A 23,816-nucleotide genomic window follows, 5' to 3' on the forward strand; every position below is an offset into this window, starting at 1 on the left:
ATTCAAAAAATGCTGACGCACGAGCCGACGGCGGCCGCGCCTGCCCCGACGTGAGCCGCTGGGGCGCGCCCCAACTCTACGGCGCGTGGGAGGTCGAGTTGACCCAGCTCGGCCAGCGCGGACGCCTGCTGCTGCGCCAGCACCCCGAGTTCCGCGAGAGCCTGCGCGGCGAGTTCAGCTACGGCGGCCAGGCCTCGATCGCCTCCGGCGACGTCGAGGGCGGCGAGGTCAACCTGGACGAGTCGCGCGACGGCAAGAGCCTGCACGCCTTCTGGAGCGGCCACCTCGTGCCCGGGGCCTGCGGGCGCGAGATCCGCGGCGCCTGGCAGCAACTGGCGCGCGAGGGCGTGCCGGCGGCCGAAAGCAGCTTCATCCTGCGGCGCGGCGCGGCGCCGGGCGGCTGGTAGCGTCTGCCGGCGCGGGAAGTGCCGCCCGCCTGCGGGCCGGTGCGATTTAAGCTCGGTGCTCGCGTAAAGCACGCCCATTGGCTACAGTGCCTTGGCAAAGGAGACAACCGCATGGCCCCCCTGACCGAGAGCTACGCCCGCGGCGACGCCCAGCCGCCGCTGATCGAGCAGACCATTGGCGCCTTCTTCGACGCCATGGCCGCGCGCTTCTCCGAGCGCGAGGCGCTGGTGGTGGCGCACCAGCGGCGGCGCTGCACCTACCGCCAGTTGCAGCAGGATGCCAACCGCCTGGCCAGCGCGCTGCTGCGGCTGGGCCTCAAGCCGGGCGAGCGCGTCGGCATCTGGTCGCACAACAACGCCGAATGGGTGCTGATGCAGCTGGCCACCGCCAAGGCGGGGCTGGTGCTGGTCAACATCAACCCGGCTTACCGCACATCCGAGGTCGAATACGCGCTGAACAAGGTGGGCTGCGTGGCGCTGGTCACGATGCCCAGCTTCAAGACCAGCGACTACATCGGCATGCTGCGCGAACTGACGCCCGAGTGGGCCGGGCAGCGGCCGGGCGCGCTGCGCGCCGACCGGCTGCCGGGCCTGCGCCATGCCATCTGGATCGACGTGGCCGGGGAGGGCGCCGAGCAGCCGGGCTTCATGCGCTTTTCCGACCTGATGGCGACGGGCGACCCGGCCGATGCGCGCCTGGCCCAGGTGGCCGTGCTGCTGCACGCGCAGGACCCCATCAACATCCAGTTCACCAGCGGCACCACCGGCTTTCCCAAGGGCGCCACGCTGACGCACCGCAACATCCTGAACAACGGCTTCTTCATCGGCGAAGCGATGAAGCTCAGCGAGCAGGACCGCCTGTGCATCCCCGTGCCGCTGTACCACTGCTTTGGCATGGTGCTGGGCAACCTGGCGGTGCTGACGCACGGCGGCTGCATCGTGTACCCCGGCGATGCGTTCGAGCCCCTCGGCGTGCTGCAGACGGTGCAGGCCGAACGCTGCACCGGCCTGCACGGCGTGCCCACCATGTTCATCGCCGAGCTGGACCACCCGCGCTTTGCCGAGTTCGACCTCTCCAGCCTGCGCACCGGCATCATGGCCGGCTCGCCCTGTCCCATCGAGGTGATGAAGCGGGTGCAGAGCGAGATGAACATGCGCGAGGTGACCATCGCCTACGGCATGACCGAGACCAGCCCGGTGAGCTGCCAGAGCAGCACCACCACGCCGCTGGACAAGCGCGTGTCCACCGTCGGCCTGGTGCAGCCGCATCTGGAGATCAAGATCATCGACCCGGACAGCGGCCGCACGGTGCCCATCGGCGTGCGCGGCGAGTTCTGCACGCGCGGCTATTCCGTCATGCAGGGCTACTGGGATGACCCGCGGCGCACGGCCGAGGCCATCGACGCCGAGGGCTGGATGCACACGGGCGACCTGGCCACCATGGACGCCGAGGGCTACGTCAACATCGTCGGCCGCATCAAGGACATGGTGATCCGCGGCGGCGAGAACGTCTACCCGCGCGAGATCGAGGAGTTCCTGTACCGCCACCCCAAGGTGCAGGACGTGCAGGTGGTGGGCGTGCCCGACCGGAAGTTCGGCGAAGAGCTGGCCGCCTGGATCATCGCCAAGCCCGGCCAGCAGATCAGCGAGCAGGACATCCGCGACTTCTGCAAGGGCCAGATCGCGCACTACAAGGTGCCGCGCTACATCCGCTTCGTCACGGGCTTTCCGATGACGGTGACCGGCAAGATCCAGAAATTCAGAATCCGCGACGCGATGAAGCAGGAATTGGGCCTGTCTGAAGCAAAAATCGCCTGATGCCAGCGTGGATATTACGCATGCAGCTATCAAAAAAGAAGCATAAGAAAGCCCCACATGCCCGTGCTGGACACCAAGCTCAACCCCCGATCGGCCGACTTCCAGGCCAACGCCCAGGCCATGCGCGCCCTCGTCGATGACCTGCGCGCGCAGGTCGCCAAAGTCGGCCAGGGCGGCGACACCGACGCCAGCCGGGCCGCGCGCAAGAAGCACACCGAGCGCGGCAAGCTGCTGCCGCGCGTGCGCGTGCAGATGCTGCTCGACCCCGGCACGCCCTTCCTCGAAATCGCGCCGCTGGCCGCGCTGAACATGTACGACAACGACGCGCCCGCCGCCGGCATGGTGGCCGGCATCGGGCGCGTGTCCGGCGTCGATTGCATGATCGTCTGCAACGATGCCACCGTGAAGGGCGGCACCTACTACCCGCTCACCGTCAAGAAGCATTTGCGTGCGCAGGAGATCGCGCAGCAGAACCGCCTGCCTTGCATCTACCTGGTCGATTCGGGCGGCGCCAACCTGCCCAACCAGGACGAGGTGTTTCCCGACCGCGACCACTTCGGCCGCATCTTCTTCAACCAGGCGCAGATGAGCGCGCAGGGCATCGCGCAGATCGCCGTGGTCATGGGCAGCTGTACCGCCGGCGGCGCTTACGTGCCGGCCATGAGCGACGAGTCCATCATCGTCAAGAACCAGGGCACCATCTTTCTGGGCGGCCCGCCGCTGGTGAAGGCCGCCACGGGCGAGGTGGTGAGTGCGGAGGATCTGGGCGGCGGCGACGTGCACACGCGCCTGTCGGGCGTGGCCGATCATTTGGCGCAAAACGACCCGCACGCGCTGGCCCTGGCGCGCGAGGTGGTCGCGCATTTGAACCACACCAAGACGCCAGCCGGCGACCTGCAAGCACCGGTTGCTCCTAAATTTGCAGCAGAAGAGCTGTACGGCGTGATCCCCACCGACACCCGCAAGCCCTTCGACGTGCGCGAGATCATCGCCCGCATCGTCGACGGCAGCGCGTTCCAGGAGTTCAAGGCGCGCTTCGGCGCCACGCTGGTGTGCGGCTTCGCCCACATCGAGGGCATGCCGGTGGGCATCGTCGCCAACAACGGCATCCTGTTCAGCGAAAGCGCGCAGAAGGGCGCGCACTTCATCGAGCTGTGCTGCCAGCGCAAGGTGCCGCTGGTGTTCCTGCAGAACATCACCGGCTTCATGGTCGGCCGCAAGGTTGAGAACGAAGGCATCGCCCGCCACGGCGCCAAGATGGTGACGGCCGTGGCCACCGCCAACGTGCCCAAGTTCACTGTCATCATCGGCGGCAGCTTCGGCGCCGGCAACTATGGCATGTGCGGGCGCGCCTACAGCCCGCGCTTTCTCTGGATGTGGCCCAACGCGCGCATCAGCGTGATGGGCGGCGAACAGGCCGCCAGCGTGCTGGCCACCGTCAAGCGCGACGGCATCGAAGGCAAGGGCGGTGCTTGGAGCGCCGAGGAGGAGGAAGCCTTCAAGGCCCCCATCCGCCAGCAGTACGAGGAGCAGGGCCATCCCTACTACGCCACCGCGCGGCTGTGGGACGACGGCATCATCGACCCGGCCGACACCCGCCGGGTGCTGGCGCTGGGTTTGTCCGCCGCGCAGAACGCGCCGGTGGAGGACGTGAAGTTTGGCGTTTTCCGCATGTAAGGTGTACGATGTGTACGTATTGACTGTCTAATGCAGATCATGCGCACCAACATCGACATCGACGACGAATTGCTCGCCAAGGCCATGCACGCCGGACCCTACGCCACCAAGAAGGAGACCGTGGAGGCCGGCCTGCGCCTGCTCGCCCGGCAGGCGGCGTACCGCGAAATCCTCAAGTGGAAGGGCAAGCTGAAGTGGGAAGGCGATGAATCCATCGACTGGACGCAGCCCGAGCCGCAGCCGGAAGAGGCGCCGTCCGGCGAACCGGCGGCCCTCGGCGTGCACGAGCCGCGCGTGGCCTACCGCGCGTCTTCGGTCCCGGCACAGCGAAAGACGACCGCCTCTGGCGGCGGCAAGAAGGCGCCGCGCCGTGCTGGTCGTTGACTCCAGCGTGTGGATCGATTTCTTCGCCGACCGGTCCACGGCCGCGAGCGAGGAACTCGAACGCCTGCTGTACGACGGCCGCACCCGCCTGGTGGTGCCCGATCTGGTGCTGTACGAAGTGTTGCGCGGCTTTCGCCACGAGCGCCCCATGCGCCAGGCGCGCCAGGTGCTGCAGACCCTGAGCGTCGAGCCGTGCGGCGGCGAGGACGTGGCCTTGGCCGCCGCCGGCCACTACCGCCACCTGCGCGCGCGCGGCATCACCGTGCGCAGCAGCATCGACGTGATGGTGGCTGCCTTCTGCATCGAGCGCGACTACCTGCTGCTGCACAGCGACCGCGACTACGACGCCATCGCCGCGCACCGCGGCCTGCGCGTGTGGGGGCATTGACCACGCCGCACCGATGCCGTGGGCGCCGCTCCATGACTTGAACACCAGCAAGAGGACACGAGAAAGCCATGACCACGCCCGCCCTCCGCATCGAGACGCAAGGCCACGTCGCCACCGTGGTGCTGTCGCGCCCCGAGGTGCGCAACGCCTTCAACGACGAGGTGATCGCCGAACTCTCGCAGGCCTTCGTGCAGCTGGGCGAGGCGCCCGGCGTGCGCGCCATCGTGCTGATGGCCGAGGGCCCGGCCTTCTGCGCCGGCGCCGACCTGAACTGGATGCGCCGCATGGCCGACTACTCGCGCGAGCAGAACCTGGAAGACGCCGCCAAGCTGGCCTTCATGCTGCGCGCCATCTACGAATGCCCCAAGCCCACGGTGGCGCGCGTGCAGGGCGACGTCTACGCCGGCGGCATGGGGCTGGTGGCGGCGTGCGACATGGCCGTCAGCGTGGACACCGCCGGCTTTTGCCTGAGCGAGGTCCGGCTCGGCCTGATCCCGGCCACCATCAGCCCCTACGTCATCCGCGCCATGGGGCCGCGCGCTGCGCACCGCTACTTCCTCACCGCCGAGCGCTTCGACGCCGCCGAAGCGCTGCGCATCGGCTTCGTGCACGCCGTGGTGCCGTCCGCGCGGCTCGACGCCCAGGTGGGCGAACTCGTCGCCGCCCTGGCCAGCGCCAGCCCCAACGCCGTGCGCGAATGCAAGAAGCTGGTGCAGGACGTGGCCGGGCGCGACATCACGCGCCTTCTGATCGACCGCACCGTCGAAGGCATCGCCGACATCCGCGCCAGCGACGAAGGCAAGGAAGGCGTGCAGAGCTTCCTGAACAAGCGCAAGCCGGCATGGCTGGCACCGAAGGGCTGACCATGGCGAATTTCAAGCAAAATCGGCCTGCAGCCAGCGCGGATATTGCACCAACAGCTATTAATAATGTAGCTTTTAACTGACGGCGCCCAAGCCATGCAGGACCTCATCGGGCACCTCGTGCAATGGCTGCACACCCTGGGCATCCACCCCGGCGGCGCCACCGCCGCCGCCGTGGGCGATGCCGCCGGCCAGGTGGGCGCCGCCGTGGGGCAGGCCGCCGCCGGGCTGGACATGCCGGCGCTGGTGGCGCTGGCCGCCGCGCTGGGCTGGGCCAGCGGCTTCCGGCTCTACGCCGTGGTGTTCCTCACCGGCGCGATGGGCTACGCCGGCTGGCTCCCGCTGCCCGAGGGGCTCAAACTGCTGCAGCACCCGGCCGTGCTGGCGGCCAGCGGCTTCATGCTGCTGGTCGAGTTCTTCGCCGACAAAATCCCGTGGGTGGACAGCCTGTGGGACACCGTGCACAGCGTCATCCGCATTCCCGCCGGGGCGCTGCTGGCGGCCGGCGTGTTCGGCGCCGACTCGGCCGCCATGGGCCTGGTCGCGGGCCTGCTGGGCGGCTCGCTGGCGGCCACGTCGTTCGCCACCAAGGCCACCATGCGCGCGGCCATCAACACCTCGCCCGAGCCGTTCTCCAACTGGCTGGCCTCGTTCTTCGAGGACGGCCTGGCCGTGGCCGCGGTGTGGCTGGCCACGCAGTACCCGCTGGCCTTCGGCATCGCGCTGGCGGTGATGCTGGCCGTGTCCATCGTCCTGCTGGTGCTGCTCTACCGCTTTCTGCTGGCGGTGGTGCGCAAGCTGCGGGACTTCTTCGGCGCGCGGCCCGAGGCCGGCCGAGCCTGACGCAGTTCTTCGAGGAGAGACGACGGTGTTCACCAAGATCCTGATCGCCAACCGCGGCGAGATCGCCTGCCGCGTGGCCGCCACCGCGCGCCGCATGGGCATCCGCACCGCGGCCGTGTACTCCGACGCCGACGCGCACGCCCGGCACGTGATGGCCTGCGACGAGGCCGTGCACGTCGGCGGCAGCGCGCCGCGCGACAGCTACCTGCGCTGGCAGCGCATCATCGACGCCGCGCGGGCCACGGGCGCGCAGGCCATCCACCCCGGCTACGGCTTCCTGAGCGAGAACGAGGACTTCGCCCAGGCCTGCCAGGATGCGGGGCTGGTCTTCATCGGCCCGCCCGCCAGCGCCATCAGGGACATGGGCCTGAAGGCCGAATCCAAGCGCCTGATGGAAGCCGCCGGCGTGCCCCTGGTGCCCGGCTACCACGGCCAGGACCAGGACCCGGCCCTGCTGCAGCGCGAGGCCGGCCGCATCGGCTACCCCGTGCTCATCAAGGCCAGCGCGGGCGGCGGCGGCAAGGGCATGCGCGCGGTGGACAAGGCCGAGGACTTCGCCGCCGCGCTGGCCTCGTGCCAGCGTGAGGCCGCGGGCAGCTTCGGTAACGAGGCGGTGCTGGTCGAGAAGTACGTGCAGCGCCCGCGCCACATCGAGATCCAGGTGTTCGGCGACAGGCACGGCCACGTGGTGTACCTGTTCGAGCGCGACTGCTCCGTGCAGCGCCGCCACCAGAAGGTGCTGGAGGAAGCCCCCGCGCCCGGCATGACCGAAGCGCTGCGCCGGCAAATGGGCGAAGCGGCCGTGGCCGCCGCGCGCGCCGTCGGCTACGTGGGCGCCGGCACGGTCGAGTTCATCGTCGAGCAGCCGGGCGGCTACGAGCGACCGGAAGACATGAAGTTCTACTTCATGGAGATGAACACCCGCCTGCAGGTGGAGCACCCGGTCACCGAGGCCATCACCGGCCTCGACCTGGTGGAGTGGCAACTGCGCGTGGCCAGCGGCGAGCCGCTGCCGCTGGCGCAGGACCAACTGCGCCTCCATGGCCACGCCATCGAGGCGCGCCTCTGCGCCGAGAACCCCGACAACGACTTCCTGCCCGCCACCGGCCAGCTCGCCGTCTACCGCAAGCCGTCGGCCAGCGGCTTCGAGGTGGCCGACGTGCGCATCGACGACGGCGTGCGCGAGGGCGACGCCATCAGCCCCTTCTACGACTCCATGATCGCCAAGCTCATCGTCCGCGGCCGCACCCGCGCCGAGGCGCTGGGCCGGCTCGACGCCGCCCTGGCCCTGGTGCGCATTGTCGGCGTGCAGACCAACGTGCAGTTCCTGCGCCGCGTGCTGGCCACGCCCTCGTTCAGCGGCGCGCGGCTGGACACGGCGCTGATCCAGCGCGAGCAGGGGCGCCTGTTCGGCCAGGACCCGCTGGGCCTGGACATGGCGGTGGCTGCCGCGGCGGCGCACATCATGCTGGCCGAGCGCGCCGCCGAGACGCCGGACCCTTTCAGCCGCACCGACGGCTTCCGCTCGCACGGCGTAGCCTCGCGCCGCATCGACTTCGACCACCAGGGCCAGCCGGTGGTGGCCAAGCTGCGCTACCTGCCGGGTGGCCTGCATCTGCAGGTGGGCGACGAGCCGGCGGCGCCGCTGTCGTTCACGCCGCAGGACGAGCGCATCGACGTGCGCTACGCCGGCCGGCGCCAGGTGGTGCAGGTGTTCCGCCGCGGGGCCGCGCTGCACATCTTCGGCACCGACGGCGCCACCGCCATCACCGAGCTGGACCCGCTGGCCAGCGCCGGCGAAGGCGCGGGCGAGGGCGGGCGCCTGACGGCGCCCATGCCCGGCAAGGTGGTGTCCTTCGCCGTCAAGGTGGGCGAGCAGGTCCGCAAGGGCCAGCCGCTGGCGGTGATGGAGGCCATGAAGATGGAGCACACCATCGCCGCGCCGCGGGACGGCGTGGTCGGCGAGCTGCTGTTCGCCCCCGGCGACCAGGTGGCCGAGGGCGACGAGCTGCTGCGGCTGGCGGTCTCCGCGTGAGGCTGCTGCTGTGCCACCGCGACGGCCAGCCGGCCGCCCCCTGGCTGGCCGACCTGCGCGCGGCGCTGCCCGGCGCGCAGGTGGACGACTGGCGGCCCGGCCTGCCGCCGGTGTACGAGCATGCGGTGGCGTGGAACCCGCCGCAGCAGTTGTTTGACGAGCAGCCGCAACTGCGGGCCGTCTTCAACCTGGGCGCCGGCGTGGACCGGCTGCTGGCGCTGTGTCTGCCGCCCGCGCTGCGGGTGGTGCGGCTGGAGGACGCCGGCATGGCCGTGCAGATGGCCGAGTACGTGTGCCACGCGCTGATCCGCTTCTTTCGCGGCTTCGACGGCTACGCGCGCCAGCAGCAGGCGCGGCAGTGGGCGCCGCGGCCCGCGCCGGTGCGCGGCGACTTCCCGGTCGGCGTCATGGGCCTGGGCGCGCTGGGCGCGCGCGTGGCGCAGGCGGTGCGGCAGTTCGACTTTCCGGTGCTCGGCTGGAGCCGCACGCCGCGCCGCGTCGAGGGCGTGCGCTGCTTCGACGGCGCGGCCGGGCTGCATGAGTTCCTGCGCGGCACGCGCGTGCTGGTGTGCCTGCTGCCGCTGACCGGCGACACGCGCGGCATCCTGCGGCGCGACACGCTGGCGCGCCTGCGCCCCGGCGGCTACGTCATCAACGTGGCACGCGGCGGCCACCTGGTGGAGGCCGACTTGCGCGCCCTGCTCGACGAGGGCCACCTGGCCGGCGCCGCGCTGGACGTCGCCTCGGCCGAGCCGCTGCCGGCCGACAGCCCGCTGTGGCGCCACCCCGGCGTCACGGTCACGCCCCACGTGTCGGCGCAGACAGGGCGCCGCGAAGCCGTCGAGGAGGTGGCCCGGGCGGTGCGGGCGCTGGCCGCCGGCGCGGCCCCCAGCGGGCTGGTGGAGCGCGGGCGCGGGTACTGAAGCCGTCGATCCAGTTTGCTATTTATTATGTAGCTTAAGGCGAAATACCCACGCGAGCTTGAGACCGAAATGGCTTGAAAAAACGAGGCGGGCGCCGGCCTGCTCCCGCCCGCCGCTCCGAACCGCTAAACTGCCCCTTCACCCTCCGACCGAACCACCGCGCCATGAGCCTGCCCACCCGAGTCCAGATCATCGACGTCGGCCCGCGCGACGGCCTGCAGAACGAAAAGCAGCCGGTGCCGGCGGCGGTCAAGATCGAGCTGGTGCACCGGCTGCAGGCCGCGGGCCTGAAAGAGATCGAGGTCACCAGCTACGTCAGCCCCAAGTGGGTGCCGCAGATGGCCGACAACCACGAGGTCATGGAGGGCATCACGCGCCTGCCTGGCGTGCGCTACTCGGTGCTCACGCCCAACCTGAAGGGCTTCGAGGCCGCGCTGGCCGATGCGCCCGACGAGATCGTCGTGTTCGGTGCCGCCAGCGAAGCCTTCAGCCAGCGCAACATCAACTGCTCCATCGCCGAGAGCATCGAGCGCTTCGCCCCGGTGGTCGAGGCCGCCCTGGCCGCCGGCATCCGCGTGCGCGGCGCCATGAGCTGCACCGTGGGCTGCCCCTACGAGGGCGAGGTCGCGCCCGCGCGCGTGGGCTACCTGGCGGGCCTGCTCAAGGGCATCGGCGTGCAGCGCGTGGACGTGGCCGACACCATCGGCGTCGGCACGCCGCGCAAGGTGCAGAACGCCATCGAGGCCGCGCTCGCGCACTACGGCATCGACGACGTGTCCGGCCACTTCCACGACACTTACGGCCAGGCGCTGGCCAACACGCTGGCCGCGCTGGAGCTGGGGGTGTGGAATTTCCAGTCCTCCGTCGCCGGCCTGGGCGGCTGCCCCTACGCCAAGGGCGCCACCGGCAACGTGGCCACCGAGGACGTCGTGTACCTGCTGGACGGCCTGGGCATCGACACCGGCATCGACCTGGACAGGCTGGTCGATGCCGGCGCGTTCATCAGCACCGAGCTGGGGCGCAAGCCCAATTCGCGCGCGGCGACGGCGCTGCTCAACAAGCGGGCCGGCTGAGCATGGACGGGCACGTCTGGCTGGCCTACTTCGTCGCCGCGTGGCTGATCGCGCTGTCGCCCGGCTCGGGCGCGGTGCTGTCCATGAGCCACGGGCTGGCCTACGGCGTGCGCCAGACCAGCGCCACCATCGCCGGGCTGCAGCTCGGGCTGGCCTTCATCCTGCTGGTGGCCGGCGTGGGCGTGGGCGCGATCCTGGTGGCGTCGGCCACGGCCTTCACCGTGGTCAAGCTGCTGGGCGCGGCCTACCTGGCGTGGCTGGGCGTCAAGCAGTGGCGCGCGCCGCTCACCGCCGACGTCGATGCCGCCGGCGAGGGCGTGGCCGCCGCCGGCCTGTCGGTCGGCCAGCGCGTGCTGCGCGGCGCGCTGACCAACGCCACCAACCCCAAGGGCATCGTCTTCATGGTGGCGGTGCTGCCGCAGTTCATCGACCCGCAGCGCCCACTGGCGCCGCAACTGCTCATCCTGCTGGCGACCACGCTGGCCGTCGACACGGTGGTGATGCACGGCTACGCCTGGCTGGCCGCGCGCCTGCGCCGCTGGCTGCGCTCGGCGCGGGCGCGGCGGGCGCGGAACCGCGTGTTCGGCGGCGTGCTGATGGGCATGGGCGCCAGCCTGCTGATGGTGGGGCGCGCGGCCAAGGCTTGACACGAGGACTCCACTGAAATGTGCGGAACCGAACTCTCCTCCCTGCCTGACGGCGTGCAGCGCGTGGCGCGCGCGCTGCAGGTCGCCGGCCATCCCCACGCGCCGCGGATGCTGGACGACGCCGCGCGCACCGCGCAGCAGGCGGCGGATGCGCTGGGCATCGGCGTGGGGCAGATCGCCAAGAGCATCATCTTCCGCCGCAAGGACGACGACGCGGCCGTGCTGGTCATCACCAGCGGCGACCGGCGCGTGGACGAGAAGAAGGTGGCGGCGCTGGTCGGCAAGATCGGCCGCGCCGACGCCGGGTTCGTCAAGGCGCGCACCGGCTTCACCATCGGCGGCGTGTCGCCCGTGGCGCACGCGCAGCCGCCGGTCACGCTGATCGACCGCGAGCTGTACCGCTTCGACGAGATCTGGGCCGCCGCCGGGCACCCGCACGGCGTGTTCAGGCTGGCGCCGGCCGACCTGGAGAAGCTCACCCAGGCGCCCGTGGCCGACGTCGTGCAGCCGCCGGCCGCTTGAGGAGAATCCTGAAATGACCGCCTACCGCATCATCCCCATCAAGATCGTCGGCCAGTCCCTTTCCGACGCCGTGCCGTCGCCCTGCGTCAAGGTGTGCCGCATCCACCCGGCCACCGGCTGGTGCGAGGGGTGCCTGCGGACGGTGGAGGAAATCGCCCAGTGGGCCTCCCTGAACATCGCCGGCCAGCGCGCCGTGCTGGCGCGCCTGGGCCAGCGCCGCGCCAGCCTCGCCGCATCATGATGAAGCGCATCGACGTCCACCTCGACTTCATCTCGCCCTACGCTTGGCTGGCGTTCGAGCAACTGCCGCGCGCGCTGGAGGGGCTGGGCTACGAGGCCAGCTACCGGCCCATCCTGCTGGCGGCCTTGCTCAGGCACCACGGCCAGCTGGGGCCGGCCGAGATCGCGCCCAAGCGCGACTGGACCTACCGCCACGTGCTGTGGCTGGCGCACCGGCAGGGCGCCGAGCTGCGCATGCCGGCCGCGCATCCCTTCAACCCGCTGGCCCTGCTGCGCCTGGCCTGGGCCTGCGCGCGCCAGGGCGCGCCCAGCCGCTACGTGTGCGAGACGATCTTTCGCCACGTGTGGTGCTCGGGCGAGGCGGCCGACGATCCGCGGCGCCTGGCCGCGCTGACCGCCGTGCTGGCGTCCGAGCGCGATCCGGCCGGCGACGAGGTCAAGCAGGACCTGAGAGCCGCCACCGACGCCGCCCTCGCCGCCGGCGTGTTCGGCGTGCCCACCTTCGGGGTGGACGGGCGTCTGTTCTGGGGCGTCGACAGCCTGCCCATGCTGCGCGCCCACCTGGAGGGCGACCCCGCGCTGGACGCCGCCTGGGCCGCGCCTGCAAGCGTGGCGCAAGGCGTGCGGCGTTGAATACCGTCTGACCCAGACGCGGCGCAGGGCGCGCCGATACGGGTGGAGGAGACCATGCCCAACGCCTTCAACTTCGCCGCCTCGCCTTTCGACTGCCTCACGCAGGCGCAGCAACGCCTGGTGCGCGACCGCGTGGACGTGGCCTACTTCCGCGCCGGCGACGTCATCCTGGACGTGGGGTCGAAGCCCACGCACCTGTTCGTGCTCATCAAGGGCCGCGTCACGCAGTTCGACGGCGACGAGGCGGTGGCCAGCTATGGGCCGGACGATTGCTTCGACGGGCGCGGGCTGGTGGCCGGCAAGTCCAGCAGCCGCTTCGTCGCCGCCGAGGAGGTGGTGAGCTACGAGCTGGCGCACCAGGCCGTGGGCGACCTGATCGCCGCCAACGCCACCTTCAGCGCGCTGCTGTTCTCCGACCTCAGCGCCAAGCTCCGCGCCATGGCCGACCGCCAGTCCAGCAACGAACTGCAGTCGCTCAACCTCTCGCGCGTGGACGAAGCCTATCTGCGCCCGGCGCTGATCGTGGATGCCGCGATGGACGTGGTTTCCGTCGTGCGGCTGTTCCAAGAGCACAAGAGCGGCAACGTGCTGGTGCGCGACGCCGCCGCCACGCCCCCGCGCCTGGGCATGTTCACCACCAGCGCGCTGCAGCGCGCCGTGCTGCGAGGCACTCCGCTGGACCAGTTGCCCGTGGGCGAGCTGGCCAACTACCAGCTCGTCGCCGTGCGCCCCGACGACCAGGTGGGCGACGCGCTGGCGCTGATGCTGCGCCACGGCATCCACCGTGTGGTGGTGCGGGACGGCGAGCGCATCCTCGGCGTCCTCGAATCGCTGGACGTGTTCAGCTTCCTGTCCAACCACTCGCTGCTGATCACGCTGCAGATCGGCGCCGCCGGCAGCATCGACGAGCTCAGTCAGGCCGCCGCGCAGATCAACGGCATGATCGGCCGCCAGTTCCGCAGCGGCACCCATGTCGGCCTGATCGCCAAGATGGTGCAGGATCTGAACGCGCGCCTGTTCGAGCGCGCGTGGCAGCTCGTCGCCCCGCCGCAGCTGGTGGCCCACAGCTGCCTGATCGTCATGGGCAGCGAGGGGCGCGGCGAGCAGTTGCTGAAGACCGACCAGGACAACGCCCTCATCCTGCGCGACGGCTTCGCGCCGCCGCCCGACCTGGCCGCCATCACCGCGCGCTTCTCCGACGCGCTGGCGCGCTTCGGCTACCCCCCGTGCCCCGGCGGCATCATGCTCAGCAACCCCGCGTGGTGCATGAGCGCGACCGAATTCACGCAGACCGCGCGCCGCTGGCTCCTGGTGCCCGAGGCCGACAGCCTGATGAACCTGGCCATCTTCATGGACGCGCACGCCGTCGCCGGCGACGCCGGCCTGCTCGACGCCGTGCGCGCCGGCCTGCTGGAGCTGACCATCGACAGCGACGCCATGCTGGCGCGCTTCGCCGCCGCCATCGACGCCTTCGGCAACACCACCGGCTGGTGGAACCGCCTGCTGGGCGATGGCGCCGACCGCATGAACCTGAAGAAGGAGGGCATTTTCCCGCTCGTGCACGGCGTGCGCAGCCTGGCGCTGGCGCACCGGCTGACGGAGACCGGCACCGAAGCCCGAATCGCCGCCCTGGTGCGCGCCGGCCCCTTGAGCCGCGACACCGGGCAGGAGCTGACCGGCGCGCTGCACTTTTTCATGGCCCTCAAGCTCAAGGCCGGGCTGGCCGAGATGGAGCGCGGCGAGCCCGTGTCCGGCGCCGTGGATGTGCCGGGCCTGACCACCCTGGACCGCGACCTGCTGAAGGACGCGCTGGGCGTGGTCAAGCGCTTCAAGGCGCAGTTGCGCCACCGCTTCAAGCTGGGCGCGCTGTGAGCGCGGGACGGTCATGGGCCTGATCGAATCCCTTCTCCGAGGCTGGCAGCGGCGCCAGTTGAGCGACCCCGAGTGGGCCTTCCTGTTCGATCCGCCGCCGCCCGATGAATGGGTGGCGCTGGACTGCGAGACCACGGGCCTCAACACCCGCACCGACGAGATCATCTCCGTCGGCGCCGTGCGCATCCACGGCCAGCGCATCCTCAGCAGCCAGCGGCTGGAGTTGCTGATCCGCCCCGACAAGGCCGTGTCGGCCGAGAGCATCCGCGTGCACCGCCTGCGCGAGCAGGACGTCGAGGGTGGATTGAGCGCGCCGGAGGCCATGCGCCGCCTGCTGCATTTCATCGGCCCGCGCCCGCTGGTTGGCTACTACCTGGAGTTCGACGTCGCCATGCTCAACCGCGCCGTCAGGCCGCTGATCGGCATCGGCCTGCCGCAACCGAAGATCGAGGTGTCGGCGCTGTACTACGACCACCGCTTCAGGCAATTGCCGCCCTCGCACCAGCAGGGCAACGTCGAGATCGACCTGCGCTTCGCCACCATCATGCAGACGCTCGGCCTGCCCACCCGTGACGCCCACGACGCGCTGAACGACGCCATGATGGCGGCGCTGGCGTTCGTCAAGCTGAAGTCGATGGGGTAGGGCCGGCGCCGCATCGCGCGGCGGGATTTGACCCGCGGCCCAGCGTCATGCCGCCTCGGCCGGCGTCACGGCGATCGCCGCCAGCGCGCTGGCCGGGGGCACCATGGTCGCGACCTGCGGGCAGCGCAGGCACACGCTGGGCCCGCGCTCGGCATGCCAGCGGCACGACGGGCGCAGCAGGCAGGGCGGCAGGTGGTCCACCACCGGGTCGAGATCGTCGCGCACCCGCTTGCCAAGCTGGCAGGAATGTCCGTCGAAGTGGCCGCACCGCTTCTCCTCGCACCTCGCCCCGAACCGCAGGACCTGAGTGGCGTCGGCGTCGCTGACGTGCGCGCGCCAATCGAAGGCTTGCAGCGCCTCTTTCTTGAAGAAGGCGATGCGCACCTCGGTGGGCGAGCCGGACAGCAGGCCGATGGGGCGCGCGTCCGTCATGTCCGGCTGGGCGCTGGGGCAATCGTAGGCGGCGGCGTTCATGGGATGCCTCGCCGTCGGTCAACGCTGTGGGCCGGTGCGGATGCCCTCGATGTCCCGGATTCGCGGGTCCCAGAAACCCACCAGGATCCACTTGTCGAAGCCGATGACGGCCGGCTGCACGCCTTTGAGCTTCATGGACGAGATCACGGTGTTGGCCACCTCCAGGCGCGATGCGCCGGGTTGGTCGAGACTCTTGATCCGCCTGCCGAAGATCTCCCAGTTGAGCGCCAGCGTGCCCGCCTCGAACTCGGCGCCGTGCCGCTTGCCCGCGACCGCGAAAGCCTTGTCGAGCGAGGCCGACAGGCCTTCAAAGGTCACCACTTCCGAACGTTTGGTAGCCATGTTTGTCTCCTGGGCGCGGCGCCATTGCCGCGAAACCCACGTTACGCGCCCCGGGGTGCGGGCGCATCCTCAAAGAGAGGGATGAACGGGGCGTTGGATGAGCTGGATGCCCTGGCTGGATCGCCTGCGCGGCGCCGGCCAGGACGGCCCAGGCCGGATCAGTAGCTGCCCACCTTGGTCGCGCTGCGGGTCGTGACCGACGGGATGATGCCGGGGACGCGCTGGCCAGGTTGAAGCGGGCATAGATCTCGTCCTTGCCCTCCCAGTCCTCGTCCAGCCAGCTCTTGGCGACGTTGCGGGTGAACTGCACGGTGCCCGTGCTGGAGACGGGCTTGGTGCCCATCGAGAACAGGTTGTCGTCGCCGCCGTTGATCCCGCTGTCCTCGCCCCACATCCGGCAGGCGACGGTGACCGACAGGCCCTGGCCGATCATGAATTTCTCGAACTGGTTGAAGGTGACGTTGACCTTGGTGGTGACCTTGACGACGTCACCGCCTTGGGAAACGACGGAAAGGCTGGGGCTGCTGAGTGTGGCCATGATGATCTCCTTGATGGCAATGGGGGTGGAAAACGCAGCACGATGGCTGCGGAGATCACGTTACCCACCCCTTTGCGACGGCACATCCTCCAGGGGCAGGAGGCCCGCCGCATGGATGACCCTGCCTTCAGGAACGTCCGCCGCCAGCGGGCGGGGCGGTCGCCGCCAGGTCGGGCGGGCTTGCCATCTCGGCCTCCAGGAAGGCCAGCAGCGCCGTCAGCGCCGCGCTGTTGTGGCGGCGGTGCGCGTAGGCCGCGTAGACCCAGTCGGCGTTCGGCATGAACTCGTCCAGCACGCTCTCCAGCGCGCCGCCGCGCAGGTGCTCCAGCACGATGCGGCGCGCGGTGTAGGTCGCGCCCACCCCGTGCAGGGCCAGCGTGGCCAGCGGCGCGTAGGACGTGGCGTCCACGCGCACCTGCGGGTGCAGCTCGATCGTCTTGCCGCGCTCCACGAAGATCCAGCGCGGCGCCACGCCGGCGGCCGCCACGCTCAGCAGCTCATGCCCGGTGAGCAGCTCGCCGGGATGCCGCGGCTTGCCGCGCGCGGCCCAGTAGCCGGGCGAGGCCACCACCACCCGCTCCAGCGGCATCAGCCGCCGCACGATCAGGTTCTGGTTGCCGATCGGCCCCGCGCGCAGCGCCAGGTCCACGCCGTCCTCGGCCAGATCGACCATGCGGTCGCTCAGCTGCAGGCTCAGCGACACGTCGGGGTAGCGCGCCAGGAAGCGCGCCAGCATCTCGGCCAGCCCGACCTGCACCAGCCCGTGCGGGGCGGCCAGCACCAGCCGCCCGCTGGGGCGGGTGGCGCGCTCGCGCAGGTCACCCGCGGTCATCTGCACCAACTCCAGCAGCGGGCCGCTGCGCTCGTAGAGCAGTTGGCCGGCATCGGTGAGCGACACCTTGCGCGTGGTGCGGTTGAACAGGCGCACGCCGAAGCGCGCCTCCAGCGCCGCCACGTACTTGCTTGCGTTGGCTGGCGACATGTCGAGCGCCCGCGCGGCGGCCGAGAAGCTGCCCCGGCGTGCCACCTCGCGAAAGGTCTGGATCAGGTCGAGCGAGTCCATTGTTTCCTATATGGAAATGGTGCTGTTCTTCAGAAGGGGTTTTTTATACCACCCCACAGGCGCAGAGTACCACTCACGGCACTGACAGCGCGACACGGCCCTCAAGCCCAACGCATTGATCGGCACCGCGGCGAGCCCGCGCCAAGAGCTGACACGGACTCTGAATGCCGCCACGGCAGTCATCACAAGCAGGACTGCCCGGCGGAACCCTCCAAGAGCAAAGGAAAGTCATCATGAAAACCCGCAACATCGCCATCGCCGCCCTTCTGAGCACCGTCCTGGCCGGCAGCGCCTTCGCCAGCGCATTCCCCGCCGTGGCGGGCGAGGGGCCCCTGGGCGACGCGTTCCAGGCGCAAGGCTCCACGCTGACCCGCGCCGAGGTGCGCGCCCAGGCCATCGCCAACCCGCCCGCCGTCGGCGTGCATCCGCTGGCGAGCGATTGGCCGGTGGTCGCCTCGGCCCTGACGCGCGCCGAGGTGCGTGCCGAAGCGGTCGCCAACCCACCCTCGGCGGGCGAGAGCGATGCCGTGGCCCGCACCCGCGTGTCGTTGCCCAACGAGATGCATGCCGAGGCTGGGCAAGGCGGCGCCGGCGCGGTCAACTGAACGCCCCTCGCGCCCGCGCGTCGGGCGCGGCGCCCCGAAGGCCGGCACTCGCCGGCCTTTTTTGCTGGAGCGATCTGCCTTTCCACGGCTCCCTTCGGCGTGCCGTGAACGCACCATTCTGAATGAAATTGGCATCCAGCCAGCATGTATATTGCACCATAAGCTATATTTTGCATAGCAAACTGAATGCGCAAAGGTTCGGCGAAGCATGCCTTCCTCGCTGCGAGAATGGGCGCCTTCCTCCAGGCAGGCAGCCCCATGGACCCCTTGACCTTCGGCCCCGTTCGCATCCACCTCGGCGACAAATCCGGCAAGTACCCCGACGGCAACCAGGTCGTCGTGCAGGGCGCCGACACGCGGGTGGCGTTCGACACGCCCCTGGTGGCCGAACGCATCGGGGCCGAGCTGGACGACGTGGACATGGTCATCCTTGGCCACGTGCACGAGGACCACATGGTGGCGTTGGGACGCTTGGCGCGCGCGCAGGTGCAGGTGCACGAGGCCGACCTGGCCGCCGCCCAATCGTGGGCGGGGCTGGCGCGCCACTACGGCTACCCGCCGCCCGTGCTGGCGCGGGTGCGCGAGATGATCGAGCGTGACTTCGGCTACCAGCCCCGGCCGGACGCCACCGGCTACGCGGACGGCGCGGCGTGGGATTTGGGCGGCGGCGTGCGCGTGCGGGCGCACCACCTGCCGGGCCACACCGCCGGCCATTGCGCACTGGTGGTCGAAAGCGAAGGGCGTGGCTTTCATCGGCGACATCGACCTCACCGGCTTCGGCCCCTACTACGGCGACGCCACTTCCGACCTGGCCCAGTTCGAGCGCAGCCTGGAGCGGGTGAAGGACATCGATGCGAAGGTGTGGGTGACCTCGCACCACCGCGGCGTGATCACCGAGCGGGCGGCGTTCCTGCAGGCGCTGGAGCAGTTCAGGCACAAGATCGACGAGCGCGGCGACCGGCTGCTGGGCTGGTTGCGCGAGCGCCCGCACACGCTGGATCAACTGGTGGCGCGGCGCCTGCTGTACCCGGTGGGGGTCGAGTTGCCCTACGTGGACAGCGCGGAGCGCCGCAGCATCGGCCTGCACCTGGTGCAGCTCCAGGCGCGGGGCGCCGTGCGGGCGGTGGGCGGCGACGGCTACGTGGCGGCTTGAGCAGAAAAAAGCCGGGCCAATGGCCCGGCTGTGTCGAACGGCGCTGCCTTGGTCAGTGCCCCGACGCCTTGGACGCGCCCAGCCCCGTCTCCGAGCGCACCTGCTGCGCGGGGAAGGCGGCGCGTTCCTTGGCGGCCTGGCCGCTGCGGTCGAGGATGGAGAACAGCCACACGCCGCCGAAGCCGATGGCCATCGAGAACAGTGCTGGCGACGTGTACGGGAACCAGGCCGAGCCCTTCGGGTAGCCCAGCGTCGCTTCCCACACCGAGGGCGAGACGATGGTCAGGCCCACGGACGAGATCAGGCCCAGGAAGCCGCCGATCACCGCGCCCTTGGTGGTGCAGTCCTTCCACAGCACCGACAGCAGCAGCACCGGGAAGTTGGCCGACGCGGCGACCGCGAAGGCCAGCGACACCATGAACGCGATGTTCTGCCGCTCGAAGGCGATGCCCAGCAGCACCGCCACGACGCCCAGCGCCAGCGTGGTGATGCGCGAGACCTTCAGCTCCGACGCGCTGTCGGCGTTGCCGTGCTTGAACACGGTGGCGTACAGGTCGTGCGACACGGCCGAGGCGCCCGACAGCGTCAGGCCCGCCACCACCGCCAGGATGGTGGCGAAGGCCACCGCCGAGATGAAGCCGTAGAACACGTTGCCGCCCACCGCCTTGGCCACCAGCACCGCCGCCATGTTGGCCGTGCCCGCGCCGCCGTGGATGACGCCGGTGGCGGTGTCGGCGAACTCGGGATTGGTCAGCACCAGGGTGATGGCGCCGAAGCCGATGATGAAGATCAGGATGTAGAAGTAGCCGATCCAGGTGGTGGCCCAGAACACCGACTTGCGTGCCTCCTTGGCGTCGGGCACGGTAAAGAAGCGCATCAGGATGTGCGGCAGGCCGAGCGTGCCGAACATCAGCGCCATGCCGAAGCTGATGGCCGAGATCGGATCCTTGATGAAGCCGCCCGGGCCCATGATCGCCAGGCCGGCCTTGGCCGGGTCGGCGATGGCGGGGTTGTGGCTGGCGATCTCGGTGCGCACGCGCACGCCCTCGGCGAACAACCGCTCGGGGCTGAAGCCGTACTGGCTCATCACCACGAAGCCCATGAAGGTCACGCCGGCCAGCAGCAGGCAGGCCTTGATGATCTGCACCCAGGTGGTGGCCGTCATGCCGCCGAACAGCACGTAGATCATCATCAGCGCGCCCACCAGCACGACCGCGATCCAGTAGTCCAGCCCGAACAGCAGCTTGATGAGCTGGCCCGCGCCGACCATCTGCGCGATCAGGTAGAACGCCACCACCACCAGCGTGCCCGAGGCCGCGAAGGCGCGGAACGGGGCCTGCGCGAAGCGGTAGCCCGCCACGTCGGCGAAGGTGAACTTGCCCAGGTTGCGCAGCCGCTCGGCCAGCAGGAAGGTGAGGATCGGCCAGCCGACCAGAAAGCCGATGGAGTAGATCAACCCGTCGTAGCCGCTGGCCATGACCGAGGCCGAGATGCCCAGGAACGAGGCCGCCGACATGTAGTCGCCGGCGATGGCCAGCCCGTTCTGGAAGCCGCTGATGCCGCCGCCGGCGGTGTAGAAGTCGGACGCCGACTTGGTGCGGCCGGCGGCCCACTTGGTGATGCCCAGCGTGGCGACCACGAAGGCGGTGAACATGCTGATCGCGATCCAGTTGGTGGACTGCTTGGCGGCCTCGCCGACGTCGCCGCCGGCGGCCCAGGCGCTGCCCGCCGCCGCGAGCGCGGCCAGGGCCAGGAGGGGGGTGCGGGCGCGGCTCATTTCGTGGCGTCCTTCAGGATGTCGCGCGTCAGCGCATCGAATTCGCCGTTGGCGCGGCGCACGTACAGGCCGGTGACGATGACCGAGAACACGATCACCGCCATGCCGATGGGGATGCCGATGGTGGTCACGCCCGCGCCCAGGGGTTTGGCGAGGAACTCCTTGTCGAAGGCGATGAGGGCGATGTAGCCGTAGTACACGACCAGCATCAGGATGGTCAGGGTCCAGCCGAGGCTGTTGCGCTTGCGGCGCAGTTCCTGGTACTTGGGATGGCGCTGGATGCGCTCGACCGCGGGGTCGCTCATGGTCTTGTCTCCTTGGGTGGATCGGATCGGGGCCCCCGCGTCCGGGGGAGGTGGCGGATCGGATTCTGGGCGGGCGGACTGACCAAGTGCTTACGGACCGCGGGCGATGGACGGCCGCTGGCGCCACGCACGCCGCGGCGCGGCGCGGCAGAAGACTTCTCGGGGCTTGGCGCGTCGCGGGCGCTCCCTCCCGCGCCGGCTACGCGCCGCGCGCTGCGGGCACCGGCGGATCGAAGGCGCGGATGGGCGGCAGCGCGCCGGTGTACTTCTCGACCTGCACCGCGTCCAACTGGCCCGAGCAGCCCTGCGCCAGCGACGAGGTGCCGACGTCGCGCGTCAGCACGTTCGGGTTGCCGTGCGCGCACAGCGGGCGGCCCCGTTCGTCGGTGGCCGGGTCGTACCACGCGCCGGTGGGCAGTTGCACCACGTTGGGCAGCATGTCGGGCGACAGGTGGGCGGCCGCCAGGCACGCGCCGCGCGTGTTGAACAGGCGCACCACGTCGCCCTCGCCGATGCCGCGCGCGGCGGCGGCGTCGGGGTGCAGGGTGCAGACCTCGCGGCCCTGGCGCTTGCTGGCCTGGCTGTGCGCGCCGAAGTCGAGCTGGCTGTGCAGGCGCGTGGCCGGCTGGTTGGCGATCAGCCACAAGGGATGGTCGGCGTCGGGCGGCTCGTCCATCGGCAGCCAGGCCGGGTGGCCGGGACAGTCGGCGTAGCCGAAGGCGGCCACGGCGGGCGAGCTGATCTGCACCTTGCCGCTGGGCGTGGGCAGGGGCTGGCCCTCGGGGTCGGCACGGAAGGCGCGCAGCAGGCCGCCGTCGTCCGGCGCTTGCGGCAGCGCCAGCTCGCCGCGCGTCCAGAACTCGTCGAAGCCGGGCGCTTGCAGCCCCTGGCCGGCCAGCGCCTGCCGGGTGCGCTCGTACAGGTGGGCCAGCCACTGGCGCGTGTCGCGGCCCTCGGTGAAGGCCTCGCGCCGGCCCAGCCGCCCGGCCAGGTCGGCGAAGATGTCGTAGTCGTCGCGCGCCAGGCCCACCGGCTCGGCGATGCGGTGCATGGCCACCATCAGCGGGTCGGTGGGGGCGACGCCGATGTCCTCGCGCTCCAGCGTCATGGTGCAGGGCAGCACGATGTCGGCGTGGCGGGCGGTGGCGGTCCAGGCGGTCTCGTGGACGACGAAGGTGTCCAGCGTGCGAAAGCCCTCGGCCAGCCGCGCCAGGTCCTGGTGGTGGTGGAAAGGGTTGCCGCCGGCCCAGTACGCCAGGCGGATGCGCGGGTAGGCGTGGCGCTGGCCGTCGTAGTCGAACGGCTGGCCGGGCTGGAGCAGCATGTCGGCGATGCGCGCGACCGGGATGAAGTCCTTCACGCCGTTGCTGCCCTGCGGCAGCGCGGCGGCCGGCACGGCGTTGTTGCGCTTGCCGTAGTGGGCCAGCGTGCCCAGCGCGTAGTTGTAGCCGCCGCCGGGCAGGCCGATCTGGCCCAGCGCCGCCGCCAGCACCGCGCCCATCCACACCGGCTGCTCGCCGTGCCGGGCGCGTTGCAGCGAATGGGCCACCACCACCAGCACGCGCTTGCCGTGCAGCGAGCGCGCCAGCGCCTGGATGCCGGCCTCGGGCACGCCGCAGATCGGCGCGGCCCAGGCGGCCGACTTGGGCAGGCCGTCGGCACGGCCCATCAGGTAGTCCTCGAACACCGGCCAGCCATCGCAATGGCGGGCGATGAAATCGCGGTCGTGCAGCCCCTCGCCGACCAGCGTGTGCACCAGCGCCAGCATGAGCGCGGTGTCGCTGGCCGGCGTGACCGGCAGCCAGTCGAAGCGGGCCTCGTCGGGCAGGTCGCTGCGCAGCGGGCTGATCGAGACGAAGCGGCAGCCCCGGCGCGCCGCGTCGCGCATGGCGCCGCGCTCGGTGTGCCGGCTGATGCCACCGGAGGCCACGCGCGAGTTCTTCAGCGCCATGCCGCCGAAGGCCAGCACCACCTCGCTGTGCTCGACGATCTGCTCCCACGTCACGTTGCGGCGCGCCACCTCTTCCATGGTGCCCAGCACGTGCGGCAGGATGACGGCCGAGGCGCCGGCGCTGTAGCTGTTGACCGAGCGCACGTAGCCGCCCAGCGCGGTGTTCAGGAAGCGGTGCACCTGGCTCTGCGCGTGGTGGAAGCGCCCGGCGCTGGACCAGCCGTAGGAGCCGCCGAAGATGGCGCCCGCGCCGTGCGCATCGGCCACGCGCCGCAGCTCGGCCGCCAGGCGGTCCAGCATCTCGGGCCAGGGCAGGGCGACGAACGCGTCCTGCCCGCGTGCCGCGTCGGGGCCGGGGCCGCGCTCCAGCCAGCCGCGCCGCACCATCGGCACGGTCACGCGCGCGCGGTGGCGCAGGCCGGTGGTGAAGTTGTCCAGGATCGGGTTGGGGTCCGGGTCGCCCGGGTGCGGGCGCACGGCCAGCGTGTCGCCCTGCAATTGGGCGGAAAAGGCGCCCCAGTGCGAACTGTGGGGCAGGAAGGCGGGGAAGGCGGTCATCGGGGCATTCTAGGAACGCCGGCGACGCGCCGGACCGCGCGGCCTGCATGCCCCTTCGGGACCGTCTGGAACCGGTCGCCGC

25 protein-coding genes and 1 pseudogene are annotated in these 23,816 nt (G+C 70.7%); 19 read left to right on the forward strand and 7 right to left on the reverse strand.

The annotated features are described in order from the left end of the window. Nucleotides 1-50: 50 nt before the first annotated feature. From IPG65_RS08360 to IPG65_RS08435, 16 genes are all read left to right on the forward strand, one after another. Nucleotides 51-407, forward strand: coding sequence for a hypothetical protein (locus IPG65_RS08360; RefSeq protein ID WP_293188765.1), 357 nt, complete (start codon nt 51-53; stop codon nt 405-407). Between the two features lie 111 nt (nt 408-518). Beyond that, entirely contained in the window at nt 519-2,225 is a 1,707-nt protein-coding gene (locus tag IPG65_RS08365) for an AMP-binding protein (RefSeq protein ID WP_293188766.1), read from the forward strand. 57 nt (nt 2,226-2,282) lie between these two features. Next, entirely contained in the window at nt 2,283-3,902 is a 1,620-nt protein-coding gene (locus tag IPG65_RS08370) for a carboxyl transferase domain-containing protein (RefSeq protein ID WP_293188767.1), read from the forward strand. 39 nt (nt 3,903-3,941) lie between these two features. Continuing rightward, the gene (locus tag IPG65_RS08375) at nt 3,942-4,286 is read left to right on the forward strand and encodes a type II toxin-antitoxin system VapB family antitoxin (protein WP_293188768.1); all 345 of its coding nucleotides are present in this window, start codon (nt 3,942-3,944) and stop codon (nt 4,284-4,286) included. Next, a complete protein-coding gene (locus IPG65_RS08380; protein WP_293188769.1) occupies nt 4,273-4,674 on the forward strand; it encodes a PIN domain nuclease in 402 nt (133 codons plus the stop codon). The genes IPG65_RS08375 and IPG65_RS08380 overlap by 14 nt, the downstream gene beginning before the upstream one ends. A 68-nt stretch (nt 4,675-4,742) precedes the next feature. Beyond that, nucleotides 4,743-5,537, forward strand: coding sequence for an enoyl-CoA hydratase/isomerase family protein (locus IPG65_RS08385; protein ID WP_293188770.1), 795 nt, complete (start codon nt 4,743-4,745; stop codon nt 5,535-5,537). Nucleotides 5,538-5,633: 96 nt separating this feature from the next. Then, a complete protein-coding gene (locus IPG65_RS08390) occupies nt 5,634-6,380 on the forward strand; it encodes a DUF4126 domain-containing protein (RefSeq protein ID WP_293188771.1) in 747 nt (248 codons plus the stop codon). A 25-nt stretch (nt 6,381-6,405) separates the two neighbouring features. After that, nucleotides 6,406-8,415, forward strand: a complete 2,010-nt coding sequence (locus IPG65_RS08395; RefSeq protein ID WP_293188772.1) for an acetyl/propionyl/methylcrotonyl-CoA carboxylase subunit alpha — start codon at nt 6,406-6,408, stop codon at nt 8,413-8,415. Next, nucleotides 8,412-9,338, forward strand: coding sequence for a glyoxylate/hydroxypyruvate reductase A (locus IPG65_RS08400; protein ID WP_293188773.1), 927 nt, complete (start codon nt 8,412-8,414; stop codon nt 9,336-9,338). Before IPG65_RS08395 ends, IPG65_RS08400 begins: the two co-directional genes overlap by 4 nt. A 164-nt stretch (nt 9,339-9,502) precedes the next feature. Next, entirely contained in the window at nt 9,503-10,411 is a 909-nt protein-coding gene (locus IPG65_RS08405; RefSeq protein WP_293188774.1) for a hydroxymethylglutaryl-CoA lyase, read from the forward strand. 2 nt (nt 10,412-10,413) lie between these two features. Beyond that, nucleotides 10,414-11,058 (forward strand): homoserine/homoserine lactone efflux protein, encoded by a 645-nt coding sequence (gene rhtB, locus IPG65_RS08410; RefSeq protein WP_293188775.1) that lies wholly within the window; start codon nt 10,414-10,416, stop codon nt 11,056-11,058. 18 nt (nt 11,059-11,076) lie between these two features. Beyond that, nucleotides 11,077-11,580, forward strand: coding sequence for a YbaK/EbsC family protein (locus IPG65_RS08415; RefSeq protein WP_293188776.1), 504 nt, complete (start codon nt 11,077-11,079; stop codon nt 11,578-11,580). Nucleotides 11,581-11,593: 13 nt separating this feature from the next. Continuing rightward, a complete protein-coding gene (locus tag IPG65_RS08420) occupies nt 11,594-11,821 on the forward strand; it encodes a DUF1289 domain-containing protein (protein WP_293188777.1) in 228 nt (75 codons plus the stop codon). Then, nucleotides 11,821-12,453, forward strand: a complete 633-nt coding sequence (locus IPG65_RS08425) for a 2-hydroxychromene-2-carboxylate isomerase (protein WP_293190002.1) — start codon at nt 11,821-11,823, stop codon at nt 12,451-12,453. The genes IPG65_RS08420 and IPG65_RS08425 overlap by 1 nt, the downstream gene beginning before the upstream one ends. A gap of 54 nt (nt 12,454-12,507) precedes the next feature. After that, on the forward strand, nt 12,508-14,325 hold the full coding sequence (locus tag IPG65_RS08430; RefSeq protein ID WP_293188778.1) for a DUF294 nucleotidyltransferase-like domain-containing protein: 1,818 nt from the start codon (nt 12,508-12,510) through the stop codon (nt 14,323-14,325). 13 nt (nt 14,326-14,338) lie between these two features. Continuing rightward, nucleotides 14,339-14,968: a 3'-5' exonuclease gene (locus IPG65_RS08435; protein WP_293188779.1), complete on the forward strand. Its 630-nt coding sequence runs from the start codon at nt 14,339-14,341 to the stop codon at nt 14,966-14,968. A 45-nt stretch (nt 14,969-15,013) separates the two neighbouring features. Here IPG65_RS08435 and IPG65_RS08440 read toward each other — a convergent pair whose 3' ends face one another. The 4 genes from IPG65_RS08440 to IPG65_RS08455 all read right to left on the reverse strand — a co-directional run bounded on the left by IPG65_RS08440 (nt 15,014) and on the right by IPG65_RS08455 (nt 17,385). Beyond that, nucleotides 15,014-15,442, reverse strand: a complete 429-nt coding sequence (locus IPG65_RS08440) for a hypothetical protein (RefSeq protein WP_293188780.1) — start codon at nt 15,440-15,442, stop codon at nt 15,014-15,016. An 18-nt stretch (nt 15,443-15,460) separates the two neighbouring features. Beyond that, nucleotides 15,461-15,784, reverse strand: coding sequence for a hypothetical protein (locus IPG65_RS08445; RefSeq protein WP_293188781.1), 324 nt, complete (start codon nt 15,782-15,784; stop codon nt 15,461-15,463). Continuing rightward, nucleotides 15,750-16,322: a hypothetical protein gene (locus IPG65_RS08450; protein WP_293188782.1), complete on the reverse strand. Its 573-nt coding sequence runs from the start codon at nt 16,320-16,322 to the stop codon at nt 15,750-15,752. Before IPG65_RS08450 ends, IPG65_RS08445 begins: the two co-directional genes overlap by 35 nt. Nucleotides 16,323-16,449: 127 nt before the next feature. After that, on the reverse strand, nt 16,450-17,385 hold the full coding sequence (locus tag IPG65_RS08455; RefSeq protein WP_293188783.1) for a LysR family transcriptional regulator: 936 nt from the start codon (nt 17,383-17,385) through the stop codon (nt 16,450-16,452). Between the two features lie 233 nt (nt 17,386-17,618). On the opposite strand from IPG65_RS08455, the gene IPG65_RS08460 reads away from it, so the two are divergent. From IPG65_RS08460 to IPG65_RS19330, 3 genes and pseudogenes are all read left to right on the forward strand, one after another. Continuing rightward, on the forward strand, nt 17,619-17,990 hold the full coding sequence (locus tag IPG65_RS08460) for a hypothetical protein (RefSeq protein ID WP_293188784.1): 372 nt from the start codon (nt 17,619-17,621) through the stop codon (nt 17,988-17,990). 420 nt (nt 17,991-18,410) lie between these two features. Then, a pseudogene (locus IPG65_RS19325) lies at nt 18,411-18,668 on the forward strand (MBL fold metallo-hydrolase); the annotation flags it as partial. A 64-nt stretch (nt 18,669-18,732) separates the two neighbouring features. Then, nucleotides 18,733-19,143 (forward strand): hypothetical protein, encoded by a 411-nt coding sequence (locus IPG65_RS19330; protein WP_366932135.1) that lies wholly within the window; start codon nt 18,733-18,735, stop codon nt 19,141-19,143. Nucleotides 19,144-19,195: 52 nt separating this feature from the next. On the opposite strand, the gene IPG65_RS08470 is transcribed toward IPG65_RS19330, so the two are convergent. From IPG65_RS08470 to IPG65_RS08480, 3 genes are all read right to left on the reverse strand, one after another. Then, nucleotides 19,196-20,920 (reverse strand): cation acetate symporter, encoded by a 1,725-nt coding sequence (locus IPG65_RS08470; protein WP_293188785.1) that lies wholly within the window; start codon nt 20,918-20,920, stop codon nt 19,196-19,198. Next, entirely contained in the window at nt 20,917-21,225 is a 309-nt protein-coding gene (locus tag IPG65_RS08475; RefSeq protein WP_293188786.1) for a DUF485 domain-containing protein, read from the reverse strand. The genes IPG65_RS08470 and IPG65_RS08475 overlap by 4 nt, the downstream gene beginning before the upstream one ends. Nucleotides 21,226-21,424: 199 nt before the next feature. Then, nucleotides 21,425-23,734, reverse strand: a complete 2,310-nt coding sequence (locus tag IPG65_RS08480) for a molybdopterin guanine dinucleotide-containing S/N-oxide reductase (RefSeq protein ID WP_293188787.1) — start codon at nt 23,732-23,734, stop codon at nt 21,425-21,427. Nucleotides 23,735-23,816 lie beyond the last annotated feature (82 nt).

This window comes from Ottowia sp., assembly GCF_016703145.1.
Lineage (GTDB): Bacteria > Pseudomonadota > Gammaproteobacteria > Burkholderiales > Burkholderiaceae_C > Ottowia.

What these genes read in the sequence shown, in the direction of transcription:
- IPG65_RS08365 (WP_293188766.1), top strand. Translation starts at nt 519, where the DNA reads ATGGCCCCCCTGACCGAGAGCTACGCCCGCGGCGACGCCCAGCCGCCG.
- IPG65_RS08370 (WP_293188767.1), top strand. Translation starts at nt 2,283, where the DNA reads ATGCCCGTGCTGGACACCAAGCTCAACCCCCGATCGGCCGACTTCCAG.
- IPG65_RS08375 (WP_293188768.1), top strand. Translation starts at nt 3,942, where the DNA reads ATGCGCACCAACATCGACATCGACGACGAATTGCTCGCCAAGGCCATG.
- IPG65_RS08385 (WP_293188770.1), top strand. Translation starts at nt 4,743, where the DNA reads ATGACCACGCCCGCCCTCCGCATCGAGACGCAAGGCCACGTCGCCACC.
- IPG65_RS08390 (WP_293188771.1), top strand. Translation starts at nt 5,634, where the DNA reads ATGCAGGACCTCATCGGGCACCTCGTGCAATGGCTGCACACCCTGGGC.
- IPG65_RS08405 (WP_293188774.1), top strand. Translation starts at nt 9,503, where the DNA reads ATGAGCCTGCCCACCCGAGTCCAGATCATCGACGTCGGCCCGCGCGAC.
- rhtB (WP_293188775.1), top strand. Translation starts at nt 10,414, where the DNA reads ATGGACGGGCACGTCTGGCTGGCCTACTTCGTCGCCGCGTGGCTGATC.
- IPG65_RS08415 (WP_293188776.1), top strand. Translation starts at nt 11,077, where the DNA reads ATGTGCGGAACCGAACTCTCCTCCCTGCCTGACGGCGTGCAGCGCGTG.
- IPG65_RS08420 (WP_293188777.1), top strand. Translation starts at nt 11,594, where the DNA reads ATGACCGCCTACCGCATCATCCCCATCAAGATCGTCGGCCAGTCCCTT.
- IPG65_RS08425 (WP_293190002.1), top strand. Translation starts at nt 11,821, where the DNA reads ATGAAGCGCATCGACGTCCACCTCGACTTCATCTCGCCCTACGCTTGG.
- IPG65_RS08430 (WP_293188778.1), top strand. Translation starts at nt 12,508, where the DNA reads ATGCCCAACGCCTTCAACTTCGCCGCCTCGCCTTTCGACTGCCTCACG.
- IPG65_RS08435 (WP_293188779.1), top strand. Translation starts at nt 14,339, where the DNA reads ATGGGCCTGATCGAATCCCTTCTCCGAGGCTGGCAGCGGCGCCAGTTG.
- IPG65_RS08440 (WP_293188780.1), bottom strand. Translation starts at nt 15,442, where the DNA reads ATGAACGCCGCCGCCTACGATTGCCCCAGCGCCCAGCCGGACATGACG.
- IPG65_RS08445 (WP_293188781.1), bottom strand. Translation starts at nt 15,784, where the DNA reads ATGGCTACCAAACGTTCGGAAGTGGTGACCTTTGAAGGCCTGTCGGCC.
- IPG65_RS08450 (WP_293188782.1), bottom strand. Translation starts at nt 16,322, where the DNA reads ATGGCCACACTCAGCAGCCCCAGCCTTTCCGTCGTTTCCCAAGGCGGT.
- IPG65_RS08455 (WP_293188783.1), bottom strand. Translation starts at nt 17,385, where the DNA reads ATGGACTCGCTCGACCTGATCCAGACCTTTCGCGAGGTGGCACGCCGG.
- IPG65_RS08460 (WP_293188784.1), top strand. Translation starts at nt 17,619, where the DNA reads ATGAAAACCCGCAACATCGCCATCGCCGCCCTTCTGAGCACCGTCCTG.
- IPG65_RS08470 (WP_293188785.1), bottom strand. Translation starts at nt 20,920, where the DNA reads ATGAGCCGCGCCCGCACCCCCCTCCTGGCCCTGGCCGCGCTCGCGGCG.
- IPG65_RS08475 (WP_293188786.1), bottom strand. Translation starts at nt 21,225, where the DNA reads ATGAGCGACCCCGCGGTCGAGCGCATCCAGCGCCATCCCAAGTACCAG.
- IPG65_RS08480 (WP_293188787.1), bottom strand. Translation starts at nt 23,734, where the DNA reads ATGACCGCCTTCCCCGCCTTCCTGCCCCACAGTTCGCACTGGGGCGCC.